The 21637-nt window shown below is 44.9% G+C and carries 19 protein-coding genes; 5 read left to right on the forward strand and 14 right to left on the reverse strand.

Translation table 11 applies throughout. From position 1 onward, the window contains the following. Positions 1-291 precede the first annotated feature (291 nt). Positions 292-969, forward strand: coding sequence for a tRNA (adenine(22)-N(1))-methyltransferase (locus tag JCM16456_RS20610; RefSeq protein ID WP_068719084.1), 678 nt, complete (start codon positions 292-294; stop codon positions 967-969). A gap of 84 nt (positions 970-1053) precedes the next feature. Here JCM16456_RS20610 and JCM16456_RS20615 read toward each other — a convergent pair whose 3' ends face one another. From JCM16456_RS20615 to JCM16456_RS20630, 4 genes are all read right to left on the reverse strand, one after another. Further along, the gene (locus tag JCM16456_RS20615; RefSeq protein WP_068718025.1) at positions 1054-1857 is read right to left on the reverse strand and encodes a DODA-type extradiol aromatic ring-opening family dioxygenase; all 804 of its coding nucleotides are present in this window, start codon (positions 1855-1857) and stop codon (positions 1054-1056) included. Positions 1858-2160: 303 nt separating this feature from the next. After that, positions 2161-2358, reverse strand: a complete 198-nt coding sequence (locus tag JCM16456_RS20620) for a hypothetical protein (protein WP_068718027.1) — start codon at positions 2356-2358, stop codon at positions 2161-2163. Positions 2359-2441: 83 nt separating this feature from the next. Further along, positions 2442-3554: a hypothetical protein gene (locus tag JCM16456_RS20625; RefSeq protein ID WP_068718029.1), complete on the reverse strand. Its 1113-nt coding sequence runs from the start codon at positions 3552-3554 to the stop codon at positions 2442-2444. Positions 3555-3684: 130 nt separating this feature from the next. Next, entirely contained in the window at positions 3685-4764 is a 1080-nt protein-coding gene (locus JCM16456_RS20630) for a PTS transporter subunit IIC (protein ID WP_068718031.1), read from the reverse strand. Positions 4765-4968: 204 nt separating this feature from the next. On the opposite strand from JCM16456_RS20630, the gene JCM16456_RS20635 reads away from it, so the two are divergent. Further along, positions 4969-6891: a RecQ family ATP-dependent DNA helicase gene (locus JCM16456_RS20635; RefSeq protein WP_068718035.1), complete on the forward strand. Its 1923-nt coding sequence runs from the start codon at positions 4969-4971 to the stop codon at positions 6889-6891. A 34-nt stretch (positions 6892-6925) separates the two neighbouring features. Here the strand turns inward: JCM16456_RS20635 and JCM16456_RS20640 are convergent, their stop codons facing one another. After that, positions 6926-7129: a hypothetical protein gene (locus JCM16456_RS20640; protein ID WP_068718036.1), complete on the reverse strand. Its 204-nt coding sequence runs from the start codon at positions 7127-7129 to the stop codon at positions 6926-6928. A 546-nt stretch (positions 7130-7675) separates the two neighbouring features. Between JCM16456_RS20640 and JCM16456_RS20645 the strand changes: the two genes are divergently transcribed. Continuing rightward, on the forward strand, positions 7676-8788 hold the full coding sequence (locus JCM16456_RS20645; protein WP_068718037.1) for an iron-containing alcohol dehydrogenase family protein: 1113 nt from the start codon (positions 7676-7678) through the stop codon (positions 8786-8788). 237 nt (positions 8789-9025) lie between these two features. Here the strand turns inward: JCM16456_RS20645 and JCM16456_RS20650 are convergent, their stop codons facing one another. Then, positions 9026-10249 carry an MFS transporter gene (locus JCM16456_RS20650; protein ID WP_068718038.1) on the reverse strand — a complete coding sequence of 408 codons (1224 nt, stop codon included), beginning with the start codon at positions 10247-10249 and terminating at the stop codon, positions 9026-9028. 326 nt (positions 10250-10575) lie between these two features. Between JCM16456_RS20650 and JCM16456_RS20655 the strand changes: the two genes are divergently transcribed. Continuing rightward, complete coding sequence (locus JCM16456_RS20655) at positions 10576-11475, forward strand: LysR family transcriptional regulator (protein WP_162266558.1); 900 nt, start codon at positions 10576-10578, stop codon at positions 11473-11475. Between the two features lie 4 nt (positions 11476-11479). On the opposite strand, the gene JCM16456_RS20660 is transcribed toward JCM16456_RS20655, so the two are convergent. The 4 genes from JCM16456_RS20660 to JCM16456_RS20675 form a co-directional block, all read right to left on the reverse strand. Further along, positions 11480-12061, reverse strand: a complete 582-nt coding sequence (locus tag JCM16456_RS20660) for an HD domain-containing protein (protein ID WP_068719086.1) — start codon at positions 12059-12061, stop codon at positions 11480-11482. Between the two features lie 36 nt (positions 12062-12097). After that, positions 12098-12700 (reverse strand): histidine phosphatase family protein, encoded by a 603-nt coding sequence (locus tag JCM16456_RS20665; RefSeq protein ID WP_068718041.1) that lies wholly within the window; start codon positions 12698-12700, stop codon positions 12098-12100. A 157-nt stretch (positions 12701-12857) separates the two neighbouring features. Further along, positions 12858-14255, reverse strand: a complete 1398-nt coding sequence (locus JCM16456_RS20670; protein ID WP_068718042.1) for an APC family permease — start codon at positions 14253-14255, stop codon at positions 12858-12860. A gap of 165 nt (positions 14256-14420) precedes the next feature. Further along, on the reverse strand, positions 14421-15560 hold the full coding sequence (locus JCM16456_RS20675) for a tyramine oxidase subunit B (RefSeq protein WP_068718044.1): 1140 nt from the start codon (positions 15558-15560) through the stop codon (positions 14421-14423). 265 nt (positions 15561-15825) lie between these two features. Here JCM16456_RS20675 and JCM16456_RS20680 point away from each other — a divergent pair, with 265 nt between their 5' ends. Next, positions 15826-16659 carry an AraC family transcriptional regulator gene (locus tag JCM16456_RS20680; protein WP_068718046.1) on the forward strand — a complete coding sequence of 278 codons (834 nt, stop codon included), beginning with the start codon at positions 15826-15828 and terminating at the stop codon, positions 16657-16659. Positions 16660-16776: 117 nt separating this feature from the next. Here the strand turns inward: JCM16456_RS20680 and JCM16456_RS20685 are convergent, their stop codons facing one another. Genes JCM16456_RS20685 through JCM16456_RS20700 form a run of 4 tightly spaced genes read right to left on the reverse strand, consistent with a single transcriptional unit; the run spans position 16777 to position 21476 of the window. Next, positions 16777-18273 carry a DHA2 family efflux MFS transporter permease subunit gene (locus JCM16456_RS20685; RefSeq protein ID WP_068718047.1) on the reverse strand — a complete coding sequence of 499 codons (1497 nt, stop codon included), beginning with the start codon at positions 18271-18273 and terminating at the stop codon, positions 16777-16779. A gap of 12 nt (positions 18274-18285) precedes the next feature. Further along, positions 18286-19491, reverse strand: coding sequence for an efflux RND transporter periplasmic adaptor subunit (locus JCM16456_RS20690; protein WP_068718048.1), 1206 nt, complete (start codon positions 19489-19491; stop codon positions 18286-18288). Positions 19492-19512: 21 nt separating this feature from the next. Continuing rightward, positions 19513-20976, reverse strand: a complete 1464-nt coding sequence (locus JCM16456_RS20695) for an efflux transporter outer membrane subunit (protein ID WP_068718049.1) — start codon at positions 20974-20976, stop codon at positions 19513-19515. Next, a complete protein-coding gene (locus tag JCM16456_RS20700; protein WP_068718051.1) occupies positions 20973-21476 on the reverse strand; it encodes a MarR family winged helix-turn-helix transcriptional regulator in 504 nt (167 codons plus the stop codon). The genes JCM16456_RS20695 and JCM16456_RS20700 overlap by 4 nt, the downstream gene beginning before the upstream one ends. Positions 21477-21637 lie beyond the last annotated feature (161 nt).

The raw sequence follows: 21637 nt of genomic DNA on the forward strand, positions 1-21637 counted from the left end.
ATGAATTAAGCATTACTACCATAAAAAATATTGAATAAAATTGACTATGATCCTATTTGTATAATCATCTAACAACCTCATTGTGGAATCTATCTTTGGGGGACACACATGTAATAAGAGTAGATAACACACAAAGTAAACTGCCTCAAAACCAAATCACCGATTTTTACGGTGTGTGTCCGGCTAAGAAAATCAGTTGATATCGACTCTCACGTAAAAATCCGTACAATGCTCGGCAATAAAACCCGTTCAGCATTTCTTTTCCAAAATAAACCACAGGTGAACGCCTACGTGAAATTGAGTAAACGACTGCAGCAAATTGAAGCACTTATCGCCCCTCGTTATGACCATATTTGGGATTGTTGCTGCGACCACGGTTTTCTTGGCGCTGCACTGCTGAAGAAGCATCTACACACTAACGTGCATTTTGTCGATATTGTTCCAAAGTTAATGACTAGCCTGCATAATCGGCTGTTGCATTTTTTCGGTGATGATACTCACCGCTGGCATACCCACTGTTTAGATGTCGCAAAGCTACCTCTAGACCGATTTTCAGGACGTCACTTAGTCATAATTGCAGGTGTCGGCGGTGACTTAATGATGGAATTTATTGAGGCCTTAGAAACACGTTACAGCGATATGGCGTTTGACTATTTACTCTGTCCTGTTCATCACCAATACGCACTGCGTCAAGCGCTTATTCAAAAAAGATTCAGCCTGCATGAAGAGCGTTTAGTTGAAGAGAATCACCGCTTTTATGAAATGCTATTGGTTTCAAACCAAAGGGAACACGGTGAAGAGATTCATCCCATTGGCAAGCACATTTGGCAAGCTCAATCCCCAGAGCAACGGGCATCGATTAAACGCTATCTAGAGAAAACACGGCAGCATTACTCACGTATCGCGCAAGGTCAAAATCAACTGGGAATGGATACGTTAGCGGCCTACCAAGCCATTGAATTAACGTGATCACAAGAATCTCTCAGTCAGTGAGAAAATAAAAAAGCACGAGGCCTTAGGGCGATCGTGCTTTTTTGAATTCACCAATTAAGCCTACTCTTTCCAGTAATACATGCTCGCTTTTTTGCCTAAAATCGTCAGTTCATAAAAACGCTCAGCGGGTTTTTGCGCCATACCGTAACAAACATGCAGTGGCAGTAAATGTTCTTCACGAGGTTGGCAAAAACGAGCCGCGGGCGCTTTCGCCCATTCAACCATACGCTGCGTTCTATCCGCTTCACTAAATTGCGGGTTAGTACAAGTATCAATCAGCCAATGTTCAAAAGCTTGGTTAGCTTCACGAATCTCTGGTGTATCAGGGGCAAAGAAAGCTCTCATGTTATGGAACGAAAAACCAGAACCGACCACCAGCAAGTTGTCGTAATCCAATTCTCGTAACGCAGCACCTAAATCTAGATGGCTAACCGGGTCCAAATTACTTAGTTGGGACACTTGAATACAAGGGATATCGGCATCTGGATACATCACTTTTAGCGGCACAAATAAACCATGGTCATAACCACGTTTTTCATCCAACTTCGAATCGATACCAAATTGGCTCAACTTTTCTTGAACCTGCTTGGCTAAGGCTGGATTGCCCGGAGCTGGATAAGTAATACTGTAGCTCTCTTCAGGAAATCCATAATAATCATAAATAAGAGATGGATTAGCGCCTGAGGTAATCGTCACGATCTTTTCTTCCCAGTGTGCGCTCACTACCAAAATAGCATCAGGTTTGGGGATCGATTTCGCAATCGCTTGTAGTGTATCGACCATTTCTTGGTGCGCTTCATCTCCCAATAAGGGCATTGGGCCACCACCGTGCGATAGGTACAAATATTGACGTGTTTGAGTCATAGTGAAATCCTTAAATGAGAGGTGAATAGCCCTCTGAAGTATGGACTTATGCTACCGCCATTTATCCTAATAACACAACCAATATAAGCATCGAAATATTAGACGTTATTGTTCTAAAAACAAGACTTTACTTACTTTATAACCAAAGCCTTAATTAACATTTTCGTTCACAAAAATACCGCAAATAAATTGATAAAATCATTTATTACTTATAAAATAGGATTTTAATCACACTCAAGTATTATGTGATTGATAACCACACATTGTTCTATAAATAAAAATCAAAAGGCCATAGACAAGTTTTTACCTATTCATTGAAAATAGATTATTAAATAATTTTACTAGTTGCCAATATATCATTTGCGACATACCTGCTAGAGCAGTAACCACAACACCATCAAGAGTTTCATCTAATAAAAACAACAAGTAAGCTACTGACCCCATCCAAACAACTGCGCCATAACAATCAAAAGAAAACCATTTTTTATCCACTTTTTTCATTATGCCCTCTTCTCTTTGCTAGTTGAAACAAAGAAATACGAACAACAATACTTACATATATATACGTAAGTATTGGTTCAACGCTAAGAACAATTATGGATCATATTTTCGATATAATTTGTGGCACCGTCAAAATAATACGTAATTTCTCTTTCACCAAAGAACTGATTCCATCGGGTCTGGATCACATTTCTCTTTTGTTCATCTGTAGCAAAGTCAACAACTCGTATTTTGGCATTTTTACGAGTCATTCGAGATAGCAACTGCCTCATTTCAAAATCTGCACTTGGTAAAGAGTAGCCAATAAAGACCAATTCGCTAGCTTCTGCTATCTCTATGCCCGCATTTTGCCAAATCACCTTATATTGTGGATTATTCAAATCCTTAATGAAGGTTGGCATAATCAAATTGGCAAACAGCTTATGGTTACCCCGTTCTTCCGGGAAATTATCATCACAATGACGGCACGACTCTATGTTTTGCCAATAACTGCTGAGATCATCATGGGTAAATTTGGCATATAGACGCATACAACGTGGACATTGCTTCCAATTCAAAGAACCATGGGGTTTGAGTATTTTAATATTGAAGCCACCGCGTCCCAGCACCTCTAACCCCGGTTTGAGCGATGAATCGTCATCGTCATGAGCACTGATGTAGCAGCAGTAATCAACGACACCATCGCACTGCTTTTGTTGTATCGCCTGATAAAGCGCATTATCCAACAAAGCGTCCCAATTGGTGCTGATCACGCTGACTGGGTCTGCAAATCGATACTGATTATGAGCACGAATTTCACATGCGTTCACCAAATATTCGGCAAAATCATCAATGTACTGCCGAGCAATGGGAGGCGCTTCACTTATAACCGATTGAATGGTTTGACCAATAACATAAAAGGCCGCTTTACGAACATCGGACAGCTGCTTAATACTAATACCGCGAAACTGGGAATTTTCCGACAAACATCGATCAAGCGGTGTAAACACATCTTCCAGATCAACGTATTTGTGATTGTTGTCATGAATGTTCAGTTGGCTAGTTAAAAACTCTTTAAAGAGCATAAACATACGTTGATCGCGGAAATGATCATGGCTTTGAGCCTGTAAACGAAAGGCTTCCGAAATGATTTTCTTTTGAGTGGGAGCGCCAGCTTCTGCAGAAAAACCCGCTCCTAACACATATACCGTTTTCATTTTGCTACCTTCTGCTACCCATGAGGTGACCTTAAAGATAGTGCAATTGCTAAGGTATTTATGCAAAGGATTTTATTGGCAGGCTCCAACAAAAAGCCCGCGTAAAAGCGGGCTATACCATTCATGAAGCCTAATCTAACTTCATATCACCAGGCTTAACCCAGCCTATTTTCTTCAAGCCGTGATTCACTAACAAGGCAATAATAGCGGGTAACACAAAGCACACTAGCCCTAAAGAGATCCAATCCATTTGAGTAATGGCCTCTTTTTGTCCAGAAGCAATATCGGCAAGCCAACCGGAATAAACCCCAATTGGCCCGACAAAACCGCACGTTCCCATCCCTGAGGCAACCGCAGGTCCATTCATCTTGAGCTGGAATAATGTGGTAGCTAACGGGCCTGTGACAGCGGAAGCGACAATCGGAGCAATCCATATTCTCGGGTTTTTCACGATATTAGACATTTGCAGCATCGAGGTACCAACACCTTGAGAAACAACACCGCCCCAACCATTCTCACGGTAGCTGATAACAGCGAAACCGACCATCTGCGCACAGCATCCAGCCAACGCCGCACCACCAGCCAAACCAGTAATGCCTAACGCAGCACAAATCGCTGCACTACTGATAGGTAACGTAAGAGCAATCCCGATGATGACGGACACTATAATGCCCATCAATATAGGCTGCAGCTCTGTCGCCCACATAATGAGGCCACCAACCGAACTCGCAGCTTGGCCAATCGAAGGAGCCAATAACAATGCTAATATCGCGCCGACAAAAATGGTCACAAAAGGCGTGGCGATGATATCGACTTTGGTTTCGCGTGAAATCAGTTTTCCTGCTTCTGCCGCCCCAATCGTTATAAGCAATACCGCCAATGGGCCGCCCGCCCCCCCAAGAGCATTTGCAGCGCCACCAACTGCCACTAGAGAAAAGAGCACCAATGGTGGCGCTTTCAATGCATACCCAATAGCAACCGCCATCGCTGGCCCTGTAGCCGCAGCCGCATAGCCACCTACGGTCACTAAAATTTCAATCCCTAACTTAGCCCCTATCGTTTTCATGATGGTGCCAATCAATAGTGAGGCAAATAGACCATGAGCCATCGCGCCTAAAGCATCGATAGCGTATCTTTTTATTGAAAATTCGATCTCTTTCTTAATGAGAAATTGATTAAAGCGAGACACAGTTTCCTTGTTCTCCTGCATTGATAACTCCCAATACAAATAAAATAATCCTAGCTAGAATAGGCAATCAAGTTAGTAACATTATGTTATTAACAATGCGTTTGTAACATAATGTTATAAACAAGAACAGAAAAAATGTGTGAAGAAAGGCATTTTTTCTCAAATTGGCATCACAACGCATTTTCGAGTATGGTCTAGCGGTGATATTTTTCGTTAGGGATTGCTATGATTCTGCACACACTGAAAACACATTTTGGATTTGATTCTCTTCGCCTAGGCCAAGAAGAGGTCATTAATCATGTCCTTAATGGTCAATCTGCCGCTGCTATTTTTCCAACCGGTTCAGGTAAGTCGCTTTGTTATCAACTGCCCGCATTACACTTACCTCATCTCACATTGGTCATATCGCCTCTGTTGGCGCTCATGAAAGATCAATTGGAGTTTTTACATAGCAAAGGCATCGCTGCTGCCAGTATCGATTCCACGCAAGATCGCCAAACCACACAGCAGGTCATGCAGCAAGCGCGCAATGGCCAACTAAAAATATTGATGATTTCGGTGGAGCGGCTCAAAAATGAACGCTTTCGCCAGTTCATTTCTCAAGTGCCTATTTCTATGCTCGTGGTCGATGAAGCCCACTGTATTTCGGAGTGGGGACATAATTTTCGCCCTGACTACCTCAAGTTACCCCACTATCGCGAACAGCTTAATATTCCCCAAGTCTTGTTACTAACCGCAACGGCAACGCCACAAGTCATCGCCGACATGGGCAGCAAATTTGGTATCGAGCAAAGCAACATTACGGTCACTGGCTTTTATCGTCCCAACCTGCATTTGAATGTCCTACCTTGTCGTGAAGATGAGAAATTTGCGCGTTTACAACAGCAAATAGAAACCGCACCCCAAGCACCAACCATTGTGTATGTCACACTACAAAAAACCGCAGAAGAGATCGCCGAACGCCTAACTCAACAAGGGATCGTAGCTACCGCATATCATGCAGGGTTAGGTCATGAGCGTCGTGAAGCCATTCAGCAGCAATTTATGCTCGGTCAATCAACCTGCATCGTGGCAACCATTGCCTTTGGCATGGGTATTGATAAATCGGATATTCGGCAGGTCATTCACTATGACATGCCAAAATCCATTGAAAACTACTCACAAGAGATCGGCCGTGCTGGTCGGGATGGACAGCCATCAAACTGCACCATACTCGCCAATACCGACAATCTGAATGTGTTAGAAAACTTTGTCTACGGCGATACACCTGATAAATCGGCTATTGCTCATGTCATCGACGATATCACCGCCGCCAATGGTCAGTGGGAGGTCATGGTTTCCCGTCTGTCAAACGACACCAATATTCGTCAACTGCCATTAAAAACCCTACTGGTTTATCTTGAACTCAATCAAATCATTGAAGCGCAGTACACCTATTTTGCGAGTTACCGATTCAAACTACTCAAACCAATCAATGAGATAGTGGCTCATTTTCAAGGTGAACGACAAACCTTTGTTAACGCCATTTTTGCTTGTTCGATTGCTGCAAAAACGTGGTACAGCATCGATTTTGATGCGCTCTGGATGACCTATCAAGCCGACCGCCAACGTGTTATTGCGGCTGTCGATTATTTCCATGAACAAGGTTGGATTGATCTCGAAAGCAAATTAGTAACGGATGTCTATAAAGTGCTGCAAAAGCCTCAGGACAAAACGCCTTTAGTGGAGCATCTCTACCAGTTATTCGCCCAGAAAGAGCAAGGTGAAATCCATCGCATCAAAGAGATGATTGCTTTCTTTGAGAGTTCACAATGTTTGAGTCATCGGCTTGCTGCTTACTTCGCCGATCATAATGCGCCGGAGCATTGCCAGCACTGCTCTGTTTGTGCGGGCCACGTTGCTCACCTATCGGGACGCACGCTTACCCCACTCAACCCAGATCAGCTGCAACATTGGATTTCTCCATTCCAACAAGCAAGCTCCGAACCACTGACTAGCGCTGCTCTAAGTCGTTTTTTATGCGGTATCGCTACGCCACTCACAACGAAACTTAAAGCAAGCAAAATGGAAGGTTTCGGGCAGCTCGAGCACTACCCTTTTGCCACGGTTCGCCAACAGCTTAAAGCGCTGCTAAACGAACCACAGTAGCCTCAATATGTGAAGGGAGGCGACCTCCTCCCTTTTATTTTTCGTTGTTATTTTGGTCGAGCTGAGATTCAAACACCACGTCGTAAGCATCAAAATAGTAATCGCCACTGTTATAGATAATTTCTCCATCGGAGTCGACTGGTAAACAGCGATATCCTTCGGTGCACTCTTCCATAACAACAAAGCGGCGGGATTGATCTGCTAACTTCACTACGATATCTCGTTCTAATGCTTTCATGGTGGCATCTCCTCGGCTTTTACATCTAAATCACTTTCCTATTCCTTGTACGAACATCAAAGTCATTCAGCTCTCTTCTTAGGATAGTCAAACTGTGAAATTTTGGCTCCATCAGATAGCCTCTATTGAGTAAAATATGGATAATACCGGACGCAGTACGCTTAATTGACTTATAAACAACCACATACATCCCTAATTAAGTTTAAGTGAGTAAACCTGACTTTGTTTTATAAATAGCGCTCTTTTTGTAATTTTGAATGGCGTTTTCAACATAAGCAGATTTTAGTCCTGTAAAAGACGCCCAAAGCAGGCTAACCCTCCGCATCACCTTCAACACAATAACTATTAATAATCATATAGTTATGATGGTCATTTTATGCCACAGTTCTTTTCATTTGCATAAGAACAAGGTAGTGTGAGATATGCCTAGCAACACATAAAAGACAGGGATACTCCAACGCATCATCTTATCAGCCAATAGCATGTCGTTTGCTACGAGTGATGGTTGCAAGGAGATAAAAATAAAAACGGGAAAAGGATCATTTCATGTCAAATCAAACCATCTATCTGCCCAATTACACCGTTGGTGAAGATGCCTATCAAAAAGTTGGCGCCATGACGGCGCCTTACGGCTGCAAAGCCGTGGTAATTGGTGGCAAAACAGCAATGGAGAAAGCCAAACCAGCACTACTTAATGCCATTGAAAACTCAGACACCCTGTTACTCGATTTTCTTTGGTATGGCGGCGACGCCACCATGGATAACGTCCACCAGCTACAAGCCAACCCTAAAGTTCAAGAAGCACACATGCTGTTTGCGGTCGGTGGCGGTCGCGCTTGTGACACGGTCAAAACATTAGGCGCATTAACCGGTAAACCGGTCTTCACCTTCCCAACCTTGGCTTCTAACTGCGCAGCATGCACGTCACTTAGCGTGATGTACCACCAAGATGGTTCGTTTGCAGAATACTTCTACCAAAGCCACCCACCATTGCACACCTTTATTAACACAAAAGTGATTGCCGAATCTCCCGTAGAGATGTTCTGGGCAGGTATCGGCGACGCTCTTAGTAAAGAGTATGAAGTGGAATATTGCTGTCGTGATAAAACCCTAACTCACCTACCAGCATTGGGCTTAGGCATAGCTAAAACCTGTACCGACCCGCTACTCAAACATGGACAAAAAGCACTGGAAGATTGCCGACACAAACGAGCCTCTACCGAGCTTGAAGAAGTGGTCTTAACCATAGTGATGCTAACGGGCATCGTCTCTAACTGTGCAGTTCATATCAGCGAAGATATTGCGCCTAAAGATCAGTATTACTACAACAGCTCACTGGCGCACTGCGTTTACTACGGAAGCTCATTGCTCCCAGCGTGTGAATCCCATTTGCATGGTGAAATCGTTGCCTTTGGAGTGCTTTGCCTACTCAAATACGACAACAATGACACAGAATTTGATCGCATCCTCGCTTTCAATAAAGCGCTAGGATTACCGATCACCATGGCCGAAATCGGCATGACCGCAGCCGACTTACCTATCGTTGCAGACAAAGCCGCTTCAGTGATTGAATGGCAATCTTGCCCAGGCACTCCAAGTAAAGAGCGCTTTATTGAAGCTATTTTGGCGGCCGATAAAATCGGTCAACAAAGGCTATAATCTCCGTTAATTCGAGCTATCTCTTACCTGTTACTTGGAACAGTATTGGTCGGGCTGGATTGGGGATTTCAAATAATCACTAAATCACGTCAATCAAATCAGAGCACTACGGAGAACTGATTGATGTAAATAGCAACCAAAGGGAGCATCTTTGTCGAAGCTCCCTTTGTCACTTACAAAGTTAAGTCCTCGAATTATACCAATCTTGGTATTGCATCACAGTGGTTGAAGAGGCACTCATTCTAACAGCCTGTTAACCTTTTTATGTGTCACTACTTGCTGGGTAATAAAGAGCACCAAACCGAATACCATCATGCTTGTCATCACCAAAATGCCAAACTTGGCGCCACGCTGATCAATGAAGTGGCTGACCGATAACGAGAAACCGCATTGACAAATTAATGAGATCCCCAGCCACACGGACATGGCACGTCCCATGTACTGCTTTGACACTAAGTTCATGAGTAATGAATTCATTAAGATTCGCAGTGAAGAGTTAGATAAGCCTAAGATTAGGCTGCATAAATAAAGGTTAACTACCTGGTGATTATGCGCCAAAAGAAACAGGTCTATTGCTGCTAACAAAAACAGCAGTCCAATCATGCGCTCGCTACGCACTTTACTTGCCATCGCAGTCAACGCGATACCAGAAACCAACCCACCAATACCATAGCTCATATCGGCAAAACCAAATGCTACGCTATCTCGCGCCAAGGTTGTATTAACATAATCTGGCAAGACGACGTTATAAACCATAGTGACAATCAGCGGTACAATCGAAATGACGCCCAGTGTAAAAATCTCTTTATGGTGATAAAGAAATGCCAAACCGCCCTGCAGTGAGGCCCAATAGTTTTCCTTATTCGTGGTCGTGATATCGCCTTTATGACTAATCAAGGCAATCACCAAGGCACTGAGCACAAACATTAAAACATTGACCAATAAGATGCTGTTAAAGCTAAACACTCTATATAAAAAACCCGAAACGCCAGCGGCCAAAAACATTCCAACTTGCAGGCTAATTTCCAGTAACGAATTACCGGATACGTAGCGCTTCTCGTCCAATAACTCCTGAAGAAAGCTGCGAGATGCAGCCATATAAACAGTCCAGCCGATACCATTTACGACCGCAAACACATACAGGTAACCCATGCGAAACTCATCTAGCCACAATGCCGCCAAAACCAATCCCATACCGATGGCTCGTAACGCGTGAGTGAGGAAAATAAGACGCTGCCGAGAAACGCGATCAGTAAGCACACCAGAGACAAGAGACGCAACAAAACCAGCAATGACATTGACTGCCAGCATGAAGCCCACGTTGGCACTGGCGCCGGTTTTCATCAATACAAACCAGTTGGCACCAATGGTTGCCATCCCCACCCCAAACCCAGACAGAACATCTGAGGCGAAAAACAATCCAAAATTGCGGTTTTTGAATAATGACCAGTGACTACTCATATAACGTTCCTTAAAGCCTAATCATGCATATACAAACTATGGTGTAGCGGTTTACTCACTAGTAAGCCTATGGCCAATACGGTTTGGACTGAGTTTAATAACGTAACCTATTGACCCATAACGAAGTAAATCAGTGTAAGAGAAGTCTGATAGACGATAAATAACCGATAAATCCTGAAACTTAGTACAATATGTTCACAGTTTTTTTCGTTGCTAGAACGGAGAATTTGAGAAAGAATGGTGCTGTTACCTTTTTGTTTAGTAACGCTTTTCCTGCAAAGCAACTTAAACATCAAGGAGGAGGTCGCAATGAACTGGATAGCACCATGAATTTTATAAAATCGGTAGAAGCGTTCACATTAGCTGTTGAGAAAGGCAACTTCACCAACGCGGCGAATACCCTTGATATTACCCCCAGTATGTTGGCCCGCGAGATTCGAGAGTTGGAGCATTACCTCGGCTGTAAACTGCTACATCGCACTACACGTAAACAGGGGTTGACCATCGCTGGTGAACGGTATTACCGCTACTGTGTTGAGATGTTGGCGATTAAAAAGCAGGCGCAAGATGAGATACACCAGCTCAACGGAGACGTGGTCGGTAATATTCGTATGAGTTCGCCAGTTGCATTTGGTAATAAGATTCTAAGCCCAGTACTTGCACAGTTTCTGCTGCAATACCCTAATGTAAATATTGATTTAATGCTCTGTGATAGGCGAGTTGATCTCATTGAAGAAAATATTCAAATTGCGGTACGTGTCGGGCAAATTGTCGACGATGGTTTAGTTGCTTATAAACTCCCCCCATACCAACAAACCATAGTCGCATCACCCCAGTATTTAGAGGATTGTGGTCAGCCACAAACCCCTGAAGAGCTCGGTGAGCACAACTGCATCTCTTTTTCACAATGGCATGCTCACCAATACTGGCTATTTGAGAAAAATAAGCAAATACATAAAGTTCGAATCACGCCACGCCTTTTGAGTAATACAGGAGAGTCGATTCGCCAATCTGCATTAAATGGCTTGGGAATTGCGGTCCACTCGACAGTAATATTGGCAGAGGATATCGAGCAAGGCCGGCTAATTCGTATTTTGCCAGACTACGAAATAGCTCCACAGCCAATTAACATCTTGCGCCCGCCAATGAATCCCGTTACGCCAGCCATCGATACCTTAATTCATTTTATGCTCGACAAAATAACACCGTCTCCAGTGGTTATCTAACTAATTACTCCAAAATCCCTTCATCAAACCCTTGCAGTAGCTGAGCTTCTAACGCTTGCCAAATGGATTGACTGGCAGTGCCGATGCGGGCGCCATTAAAAGCGAGGATTTTTTCTTTCGTGACATTGTGCTTTTTCCAGCTGTGTCCATCGCCATGGAGGTTATGCAATAACGGCGGTATTCTATCAACGGCTTTAGCAAATTTTGCATCGGGCGTCTCTCCTGCTTCAAACTCTTGCCACAATTCAAGAAAACCTTCCGCCACATTGTTTGGTAATAGAGCCAAAACCCGTTTTATTCCAAGGTACTCTTGGCTTTTTTGTTCATCGGTTTCACTGGCATAAATGATGGTATCCCCTGCATCAATTTCACCCAAATCGTGAATCAACAGCATTTTGATAACGCGATCAATCGCGACAGGTTCGTCGGCATAGTGATGAAGCATCAAAGCACTCAGGCAAACATGCCAACTGTGTTCTGCTGAATTTTCGTAGCGATCCAATCCTACCGGTTTAGTTTTGCGGATAACTCCTTTCAGCTTTTCAATTTCAACCATGAAATCCAATACTTGGGCTACTTCGTTCAACTTCATATTCCTTTAGAGTAATAGTGAAAAGTTCACTTAATTAAGCGCATCATCGCTAAAGCAATCGACACGAGTGAGTGTACCGTTTTGCACCATAAAGAAAGCATCTTGCGGTATCTCTTGGCGCCACATCTCGTCATAACTTAAATTGGCCAGCATCGCACGCAGCGTTAATCCGGTTAAACCATGACTCACCACCACGATATCTTTATCAGTTGGTAACTCCTCGAGCCAAGAGGTCAGACGCTGCTGCACATCCGCTAACGTTTCACCGTTAGGCGTTTTTACCAACCAATCACGTTGTTGTAAGAATTCAGGATAACGCTCAGTTAAGCTGTGAATGGATTGCTGCTCCCAATCCCCCAAGAAATACTCTTTGATTCGCGGTTCTTGGATAATGGCTGAATAGGGAATTTCTAATGCATCACAAACGATTTGCGCGGTTTGAATGGTTCGTCCGAGTGGACTGGCATAAACATAGAATTGATCGGGGGAAAGAAAGTTTTTTAGGGTGGCGCTCACGTCTTCAACTTGAGTAATGCCATGAGGTGTTAATGGCGAATCGCAATGACCTTGCAGTTTACGTTGTGAGTTAAATACCGTTTGCCCGTGCCTAAGTATAAATATACGTTTATTCATCTGCTTACCTGCTAGGTGTGAGGATCTTTATGTTACCTGACACCTTGTGTAACAGCAATCGCAAGCCAAACTCATCTCCGTTTTAGACAACAAACCCGCATGAAGCGGGCTTGTTGTCTATCGCTTATTCTCTATCAATGCTTTATCACAACAACACTTAATCCATATCAGGCGTGAACAGCCCGCGCTTCATGTAAAACTTCACCCACACGACAGTGATCGCGCTAATTAACGCTAAGATACCGCCTGTAATCGCAAACACCAGATGAGTCATTTCAGAAGATGGCGAATTGTTCAGGGCGACATACGCCATAGCAATAATGCCAACGATTTGTGGTATTGGATAAAATGGCGTGCGATAAGGACGATGTTGTTCAGGTAAGCGACTGCGCAATACCATCACATCAATGTGAGCGATGATGTAAGCCAATAGCCAACTGGTTGTCGCCGCGATAACCAAGACAATCAGTGAGTCCATATCGACCAAAAGGAACGGGATTGATGTGCATACGGCGATGGTAACAATACCTACCCAAGGTGCGTTAAATCGGTTGACGGCTTTAAAGATGGGGAATGCCTGCTTCTCTTCTGCCATACCATGCATCATTTTCGGAATAGACGCTAAGATGGTATTCACCGTACTGCACGTTGCGGCTAAGCCCATCAGGGTGGCTATCGCAAGTCCCGCTTTACCGAACACGGCATGAACATAATCAAGATAAGGAATAGAACCATCGACCAGTTCATGAACATTGAGATATTGGCTTGCACCATAAGAGAAAGCCAAAAAGATCAGAAAGATAAGCAACAATGACCAGTGCATCGCCCGTGGAATGTTCTTCATTGGGGATTTAACTTCATTGACCATCGGACAGATAAATTCCACCCCTACCATTAGCCACATGGCTAACGCGATGAGACCAATAAAGCTACCATCGGCGATCCCATCAAAACTCCAAGTCACCGTCTCCCCGGTAAGATGAGGATGAGGTTCGCTCACCCCAGTCACTGCGCAAATGCCAACCAACACCAATGCGGCGACTAAGATAAAAGCCAATGAGTTTTGCACTTTAGCAAACACATTCGCGCCAATAAGATTGGTCACACACAGCACACCCAATATCACCAAAGGCACCACTTTGGCGGGAAAAACCCCAGGCATCAATTTATCCAGCATGGCATCGACCAGAATCATTTCCACAGGCAGAGCCAACACCGCCACCATAACGTAACCTGCGAACACAGAAACAATCGCAGGGAAATGACCAATCGCCTTTTTGGTGTAGGTGGCTAAGGTTCCCTCTTGAGGAAACATCAAAGAGAGTTCAGCAAAACTCATCGCATTAAACTGCGCTAAGACAAATGCGCAGATCAATGCCGCGATAAACCCCAAACCACCAAGACCAATGCCTTGAATAGCGGAAATCATCGCACCTTGCACAATCACCAGACCAATGCAGATCCCCATCATGGTGAATATCCCCATTTTGCTTGGAGTTTTGCTGGGGCTTACTTCAAACATAGTCAGCTTGGCTGACGAGAAAGCTTTATTCATGTTACGCATCCTTTTGTAACAAACCGCCCTGCTTTAGGCCTATGTTTTGCCACTACATCCTATAGGTCAGCAAAACATCACAACACGTTGGCCCAATACAGGTAACGGTCTATTGAATAGATAAATTGAAAACGACTCAAGATATGCGTGAGACAACACACGCGATCAGTTAAGGGCGGGAGTATCCCAAAGGTTAAGCGATACACCGATGCCTTTTTCTATGGCGTTACGATAGATTTTGGTGCCCCATGCAACGTCCTCAACTGGCATGCCACCGACTGACATGATGATGACCTCCTCATCACTAGTGCGTCCTGGTGCGTCACCTGCGACGATCTTGCCAATGTCTTCTAGGTCATCGAGGGTAATGGTGCCTTCAGCGATCATGTCCATAAAACGCACGCCTATAATGGGAATATGATGATGAGCAGGTTTTGGCGCTTCTTCATACCACGCTTGGTAAAGCCCTGTATTGTCGAGAACTTTACGGATATCGTTTTGTTCCATTCCCGCATCTAAACGGCAGTATGCAGGCATCGCGAGAAAGGCTCCCGTTTTAACCCATTCGCGTTTCACTTCAGGATAAGTACTTGGGTCACCCGTTTCGCCAGAATTGCAATACGTGACAATGTCACTACCACGCACCAACTCTTCGATGGTATCAACGACTTGCACTGTGGTGACTTGTGGGTAGGTTGCCGCCAACCACGTCATGAAACTGTCTAAGCTTTTTTGCCCACGACCTTTGATCTTAATCGTATCCACGAGCGGACATTCAGAGATAAACGCTGCAACGGCGGTTTTGCCCATCACACCCGGGCCAAGTAGACCAATGACCTTACTATCTTTACGTGCTAGGTGACGCGCACCCACACCTGGGACAGCGCCAGTTCGGTAAGCAGAAAGTAAGTTTGCGGACATATACGCGAGCGGCGCACCAGTCACAACGTCATTTAAAATGAACATCAGAATCGATCTTGGCAGACCTTTTTCACGGTTAGCGATGTTAGAGCCGTACCATTTCACGCCACAAGTTTGAAACTCGCCGCCAAGGTAAGCAGGCATCGCCATTAAACGACGATCAGCGGTTGGTTTTGGCATCAAAGGAAAAGGGGATTCTTCTGGGAACGTAATCATCGCACCGTGGGAGTCGTTATTTGCGCCCGCCATGCGATAGTCGCCTTTATAGAGCAATTCAAACATCTCTTCCATTGCATCAATACATTGCGGCATGTTGGTCACGCCCGCTTTGATCATGTCTGGTTCAGAAAGATAAATAAAATCGATATGAGTATTTGCTGACATACATCCACCTTGTTCGTCATTAATCAATACCAAGATGCCTCATCCTCAGTGTGCTGTGTTCACTTGATAACAGGGGTAATGTGCAGCACAGGCATCTTTTGAAATTTGAGTGTGACAAGGGAAATTCGCGCTGTATTGAATTTTTGCGACATAGCGAATTTGTTTTGAACAGGTCGCGATCTGGCGTGTTGTTTGCTTAGTACGGAGTGAAATGGAAAGAAAGAGCGCCGAAATTTGGCTCAAATAAACGCAAAGGAATTGCATTATGGCGGAATTTATCACACGTGAACACGTGGCAGGAATTCATTCAAAACAACCTTGGTTTGTCTTAAGTGCGGAGCAGTTTTTCGCCCATAAACCACCCAATCACCCCTATATTTCCCATTTTTACAGTTTCACAATGAGTAACGAATTGGGCAAAACTATCGCCATTCCCGATGGCTGTATTGACCTATTGTTCGACTGTGATGGAGACTCCCCTATCGGCCTCGTTTGTGGCACAACGCTACAAGCTCGTGAAGTCACCTTTACACCACATCATCACTACTTTGGCGTGCGCTTTATTCCCGGCATGGTGCCTGATTTTCTTAATGTTTCCGCCCCTGAATTGATTGAGCATCAGTCACGCTTTGTGGATGTGGTCAGCGACAGCCAATTCATTTGCGAACAAGTGATTCGCGCCCACAGTTTCTTAGAGCGGGTGGAGTTAATCAATGGCTTTCTAGCGCTAAAGCAGCTGCACTCGCCTTCACGACTCACTTCACAGATTGTCGCCAAAATCTGCCAAGAGAAAGGCAATATTCAAGTGCAAGATCTCGAGCGTTATTCTGGGTATACCCGACGAACGTTAGAGCGCCAATTCCAACAAGATATTGGCCTAACGCCGAAGACATTTATTCGCGCCATTCGCTGTCAATCTGCGGTCTATAGCATCAATCATCTTGATACCCTCACCTTTTCCGATTTGGCTTCAGGTTTAGGCTTTAGCGACCAAGCGCATTTTCTTAGAGAGTTTAAAAAACTGGTTCACGTTACACCGCTGGTTTACCAGCAGCAGGTACGACAAAATACCTATCTTGAGCATTTGCAGGTTTGCTAAATGGTGGTGCAGGCGCACCAGCTTTGGTCAGCAGAAAGAACAAAAAAACCAATAAAAAAGCCCAACCTTTGAAGTGAACTGACTCCATAAAGTTGGGCTTTGCTTGTTTAAGCAGATTTAGTGACCGGCAGCGGCCTTCTTGGTGAAGAAGATAAATGGAACCAGCACAATAAACAGCCCCATTAGCAGCGTAAAGAGGTCGATGGTCGACATCATGTAAGACTGCGTGGTAATGGTGCCATTCATTCGTTCAAGGTACGACAAACCGCCCTGCTGAAGGTCGCCCGACACCAATGGATTGTATGCCGAGATGTGTTCCGACATCACTGAGTGGTGCAAGCTGGCGTTATGTGACCAATACCAGGTAGTTAGTGACGAAGCGAAACTCGCACCTATGGTACGGATAAAGGTCGATAACGACGCCGCATCGGCGATATCAGGGCCATTCAAATCCGACAGCAAAATCGTGGTCATTGGCATAAAGAACAGCGAAATCCCAATCCCCATAAAGAGCTGAATGATCGCAATCGAGCCAAAGTCGACTTCCGTATTAAACCGAGCACGGGCATAACAGCTGATCGCAATCACCACAAACGAACCTGCCGCCAGCATCCGCATGTCCATCTTATGACCAAAGCGTCCCAGCACCGGGGTCAAGAAGAGTGGAATCACCCCCATCGGCGCACAAGCTAACCCCGCCCAAAGTGCGGTGTAACCCATTTGACTTTGTAACCACTGTGGCAAAATCAAGTTGATACTAAAGAAGCCCGCATAACCTAAGGTCAGCAGAATCGTACCAATACAGAAGTTACGGTTCTTAAACAGTTTTAGGTTGATGATAGGGTTATCGTCGGTCAGCTCCCAAATCACCATAAAGATCAACATGATGACGGCAAAAATAGAGCCACCGATGATCCATGAGTTGGAGAACCAATCCAAGTCGTTACCTTTATCCAGCACTACTTGTAATACGCCAACACCCAGCGCCATCGTCGCCAAACCAATCACATCCAGTTTTACTTTCTCTGGTTTGTGTGGGCGGTCTTTGAGCTGCTTCATCACTACCATCACGGTGAACACACCAATCGGTAAGTTGATAAAGAAGATCCACGGCCAGCTATAGTCGTAAGTTAACCAACCTCCGAGGATAGGACCTAGAATCGGCCCGACCACCGCCACCATACCAATCAGGGCAAGCGCCATATGTCGTTTATCTTTGGGGAAAATCGACATCAACAGCACTTGGCTCATCGGAAACAGCGGCGCTGCCACCAAACCTTGCAGGGTACGAAATACCACCAACTCGCCCATGGACTGGGAGATACCGCAAAGGAAAGACATCAAACTAAAGAGCACCAAAGCGCCCACATACAGATGCACTTCCCCAACACGGCGACTTAACCATGCAGTGATTGGCAAGCCAATCGCATTACTCACGGTAAATGAGGTAATAACCCAAGTACCTTGGCTTAAACTCACCCCCATATTACCGGCTATGGTCGGCAACGACACGTTCGCGATAGTCGAGTCGAGTACCTGCATAAACACGCCCAGTGAAATGGCGAAGACACACAACGCCATGTTCGCTGGTCGAAATTGTTGCTGCTCACTCATCGCAGATCCTTATTACTCTTTAGCCAAGTAGTTTTTATCGCTAGCATCATTTTCAGCAATGATGCGGTCGATAAGTGGGTCTACACCAGCAAGGGATTGGCTGTAAACATTGGTGCTGTACAGCGCTTTGTCTGGCGTATTTTGTGATAGCAATGGACCAGAGGTATCAGAGGTATTTACTTCAGCAATCATCGACAGACCAATACGCAGTGGATGTGCAGTCAGTTCTTCATCATCCAATTTGATCCGTACTGGCAAACGTTGAACCACTTTTATCCAGTTACCGGTTGCGTTTTGTGCTGGTAATACTGAGAACGCGCTACCCGTACCGATACCTAAGCTTTCAACTTCACCGTGGAACACCACATCGTCGCCATACAGGTCAGAAATCAGATCCACTTTTTGGCCAATGCGCATATCTTGCAATTGCGTTTCTTTAAAGTTCGCATCCACCCACACATCATTCAGTGGCACTACCGCCATCAAATTAGAGTTTTGGGAAATGCGTTGCCCCACTTGCACGTTACGTTTTGCTACGTAACCCGATACTGGCGCAACAAGTACGGTACGTTGTTGTTCCAAATAGGTTTTCTTAACTTGAGCAATCGCCGCTTTCACCATAGGGTGTGATTCCACCGTGGTGTTATGCACCGCTGCTTCACGAGCTTGCAATTGTTGTTTTGCGGCCGCCAAATCTTGGTTAGCAGAGCTCATTACATCACGAGCATGGCTTAATTCTTCACGAGACAAACCGCCCGCTTTCACCATATTTTTACGACGATCGTAGTCGCTTTGCGCTTGTTCTAGCGCGATGGTCTTGGTCTTAACAACCGCTTTTGCTTGTTCAAGATCGTTAAACAGCGCGCGTACTTGGCGTACTGTTTGCGCAAGGTTTGCTTCAGCACTTTCAAAAGCAATTTTGGCATCTGCATCATCGAGATAAACCAGTGGCTGACCTTGTTTTACGTAGTCGCCATCTTCCACGTCGATACGTGTCACTGTACCGGTGATTTCCGGGGTGATCTGCACTAAGTTACCGTTTACATAGGCATCTTCAGTGCTTTGCTCTCCCACGACATAGTTAAAGTAGTAAAAGCCTGAACAAGCAGCCGCCACAAGTAATGCGCTCCCAAAAATGGCGAATCCTTTTTTGCGGTTTGCTTTGTTCTCAAGAGACGCGTTGTCTACCGACGCGTTTTCATTGTTATTCTGTTGCATATCTAATTAAACCTCAGAAAGCTATTTGGTTGTGGTCACTTGGTTGTTTTGTTGAGATGGAGTGGTTTGCGTGTCATAAAATCCACCACCTAATACATTCACCAAGGTCACTTGTTTTTCTTGTTGCTGGTTTTGCAACGTTGTCAGAGCTGATTCAGCCTGAAGTAATTGGTTCTCTGCCATTAGCACTTCGAGTTGGCTCCCCATCCCCGACTGATACCGTTTTTCAGTGATGTGGTAACTTTTCTTGGCTAAGCGCACACTCTCTTTCGCGTCATTTAACTGCTGCTCAGCAGACTGAAGCGCCAACACGGTATCGGCAACATCACCTAGAGCATTGACCAAGGTTTGATTGTACTGAGCAACTGCAGCATCATAATCTGCTGTATTTTCAATCAAATTGGCTTTCAAATCGCGCGTAAAAATCGGCAGTGAAATCGCTGGTGCAACGCGCCACTGACGGCTGACATCTTCAAACATCGCATCGCCTAGCACTGCTCTAAACCCTGCCATTGCGCTTAAATTCAAGTTCGGATAGAACTTGGTTTTCGCTGATGCAATGTTTTTGCTCGCCGCTTCAACACGCCACTTCGCCGCCACAATATCAGGACGATGAGCTAATAAATTGGCTGGCAACTCAGTTGGCAGCGCCAATTTGGTATTCATCAACGCCGCTGGACGCTTGATGGTATTCGCCAAATCAGGACCTTCACCAACCATGGTCGCTAACGCATTGTTAAGCTGTTTGATAGCCAGCAAACGCTGTTTAACCGTTTGTTGTGAGGTCGCCGCATTACTTTGCGCGGTATACAGGCGGTCATCGGAGGTTAAGCCGTTGTCCAGCAAACGTTGCGTAATGGTCACAATACCTTGAGTACGCTCTTGGTCTTGCTGAGCGATATCCAATAAGCGGTAGGCATTAGCAAGCTGAATGTAGGTACTGGCAATGCCACTAGAGAGTGAAATACGCGCGGCTTGATGATCCACTTGCGCAGCACGTTGTGCATCGACACTGGCTTCCCATGCGTCACGCTCACCACCCCACAAATCGACGTTGTAACTGCCACTCAATCCCAAGCTATACAATGTGCTGTACTGATTACCTTGGTGAAAAACGGTGTCTTCAGAGCGAGATAAGCGTGAACGAGCGGCACCAGCATTTGCAGCCAACTGAGGATCAAACTGCGCATCCGCCGCCATTACCGCTGCCGACGCTTTATTGAGATTAGCGTTAGCAAGTTGCAACGTTGGGCTATTTTTCAGTGCACGTTGGATAAGATTGTTGAGCTGAGTATCATTGAGCACTGTCCACCAATCACTTTGTGGCCAAGTTGCAGCAGATAGATCAGTAGACGCTAGGCTTTTACTGTGTTCCAACACACTCTGATCATTGATCTGATTAGTCGGTTTAATGTCGCTTGGCGCGGCACAACCGTAGAGCATGGCAACAGAAATCACAGCAGCCAGAGGCGTTAATTTGTTCATTTTGTTCCTTTTAATAATTGCGCCAAACACTCTTCACCCATATAAGAGGTGACGATTTTCTTTAAACAGTGACGAAGTTGAGCTTTTTCTTCTTCGTTTAATGCTTGCTCAAGTTCATCTAATGCATTCATCGCTAGTGGCATGGCTTCGGCTACGAGTGCTCGCCCCTTGTCGGTGAGATACAACAAAAACGAACGGCGGTCTTCAGGATCAGGCTGACGTTTAATCAGGTCTTTCTTCTCCAAGCGATCCACCATACGGGTGATGCTGCTTTTATCGACATTCAACATCTTGCCGATGTCTGAAGGGCGGTAACTTTGAAACTTATAAATTTGAAACAGTACTTTCGCTTGAGTTGACGTTAACTCTTCCGACAAAGCGGGATACGCCAAGTGTTGGTCAAGCAAGCGATCTTTAACATGACAAGATTTCGCGAGCAAAAAACCAATATTATCAAGGATTAATGGAAAGCACTCTGGTTGTTCAGACGTTGTTGACATTGCTTATCACCATTTAGTTGTCATCCCAATAGTTGCTACTGCAACCAAATATAGTGATTTGGCTCATATAAGTCAATTAGCATTTCGTAATATTTACACAAGTAAATGTGATATTAACCAAGTCTCATAAGAAGAACGTCATCGCAATGTGTGAAGCGAAT

Source organism: Vibrio tritonius (assembly GCF_001547935.1).
Classification (GTDB): domain Bacteria; phylum Pseudomonadota; class Gammaproteobacteria; order Enterobacterales; family Vibrionaceae; genus Vibrio; species Vibrio tritonius.

What these genes read in the sequence shown, in the direction of transcription:
- JCM16456_RS20700 (WP_068718051.1), bottom strand. Translation starts at nt 21,476, where the DNA reads ATGTCAACAACGTCTGAACAACCAGAGTGCTTTCCATTAATCCTTGAT.
- JCM16456_RS20690 (WP_068718048.1), bottom strand. Translation starts at nt 19,491, where the DNA reads ATGCAACAGAATAACAATGAAAACGCGTCGGTAGACAACGCGTCTCTT.
- JCM16456_RS20650 (WP_068718038.1), bottom strand. Translation starts at nt 10,249, where the DNA reads ATGAGTAGTCACTGGTCATTATTCAAAAACCGCAATTTTGGATTGTTT.
- JCM16456_RS20645 (WP_068718037.1), top strand. Translation starts at nt 7,676, where the DNA reads ATGTCAAATCAAACCATCTATCTGCCCAATTACACCGTTGGTGAAGAT.
- JCM16456_RS20695 (WP_068718049.1), bottom strand. Translation starts at nt 20,976, where the DNA reads ATGAACAAATTAACGCCTCTGGCTGCTGTGATTTCTGTTGCCATGCTC.
- JCM16456_RS20680 (WP_068718046.1), top strand. Translation starts at nt 15,826, where the DNA reads ATGGCGGAATTTATCACACGTGAACACGTGGCAGGAATTCATTCAAAA.
- JCM16456_RS20670 (WP_068718042.1), bottom strand. Translation starts at nt 14,255, where the DNA reads ATGAATAAAGCTTTCTCGTCAGCCAAGCTGACTATGTTTGAAGTAAGC.
- JCM16456_RS20655 (WP_162266558.1), top strand. Translation starts at nt 10,576, where the DNA reads ATGAATTTTATAAAATCGGTAGAAGCGTTCACATTAGCTGTTGAGAAA.
- JCM16456_RS20665 (WP_068718041.1), bottom strand. Translation starts at nt 12,700, where the DNA reads ATGAATAAACGTATATTTATACTTAGGCACGGGCAAACGGTATTTAAC.
- JCM16456_RS20625 (WP_068718029.1), bottom strand. Translation starts at nt 3,554, where the DNA reads ATGAAAACGGTATATGTGTTAGGAGCGGGTTTTTCTGCAGAAGCTGGC.
- JCM16456_RS20630 (WP_068718031.1), bottom strand. Translation starts at nt 4,764, where the DNA reads ATGCAGGAGAACAAGGAAACTGTGTCTCGCTTTAATCAATTTCTCATT.
- JCM16456_RS20675 (WP_068718044.1), bottom strand. Translation starts at nt 15,560, where the DNA reads ATGTCAGCAAATACTCATATCGATTTTATTTATCTTTCTGAACCAGAC.
- JCM16456_RS20615 (WP_068718025.1), bottom strand. Translation starts at nt 1,857, where the DNA reads ATGACTCAAACACGTCAATATTTGTACCTATCGCACGGTGGTGGCCCA.
- JCM16456_RS20685 (WP_068718047.1), bottom strand. Translation starts at nt 18,273, where the DNA reads ATGAGTGAGCAGCAACAATTTCGACCAGCGAACATGGCGTTGTGTGTC.
- JCM16456_RS20635 (WP_068718035.1), top strand. Translation starts at nt 4,969, where the DNA reads ATGATTCTGCACACACTGAAAACACATTTTGGATTTGATTCTCTTCGC.
- JCM16456_RS20640 (WP_068718036.1), bottom strand. Translation starts at nt 7,129, where the DNA reads ATGAAAGCATTAGAACGAGATATCGTAGTGAAGTTAGCAGATCAATCC.
- JCM16456_RS20620 (WP_068718027.1), bottom strand. Translation starts at nt 2,358, where the DNA reads ATGAAAAAAGTGGATAAAAAATGGTTTTCTTTTGATTGTTATGGCGCA.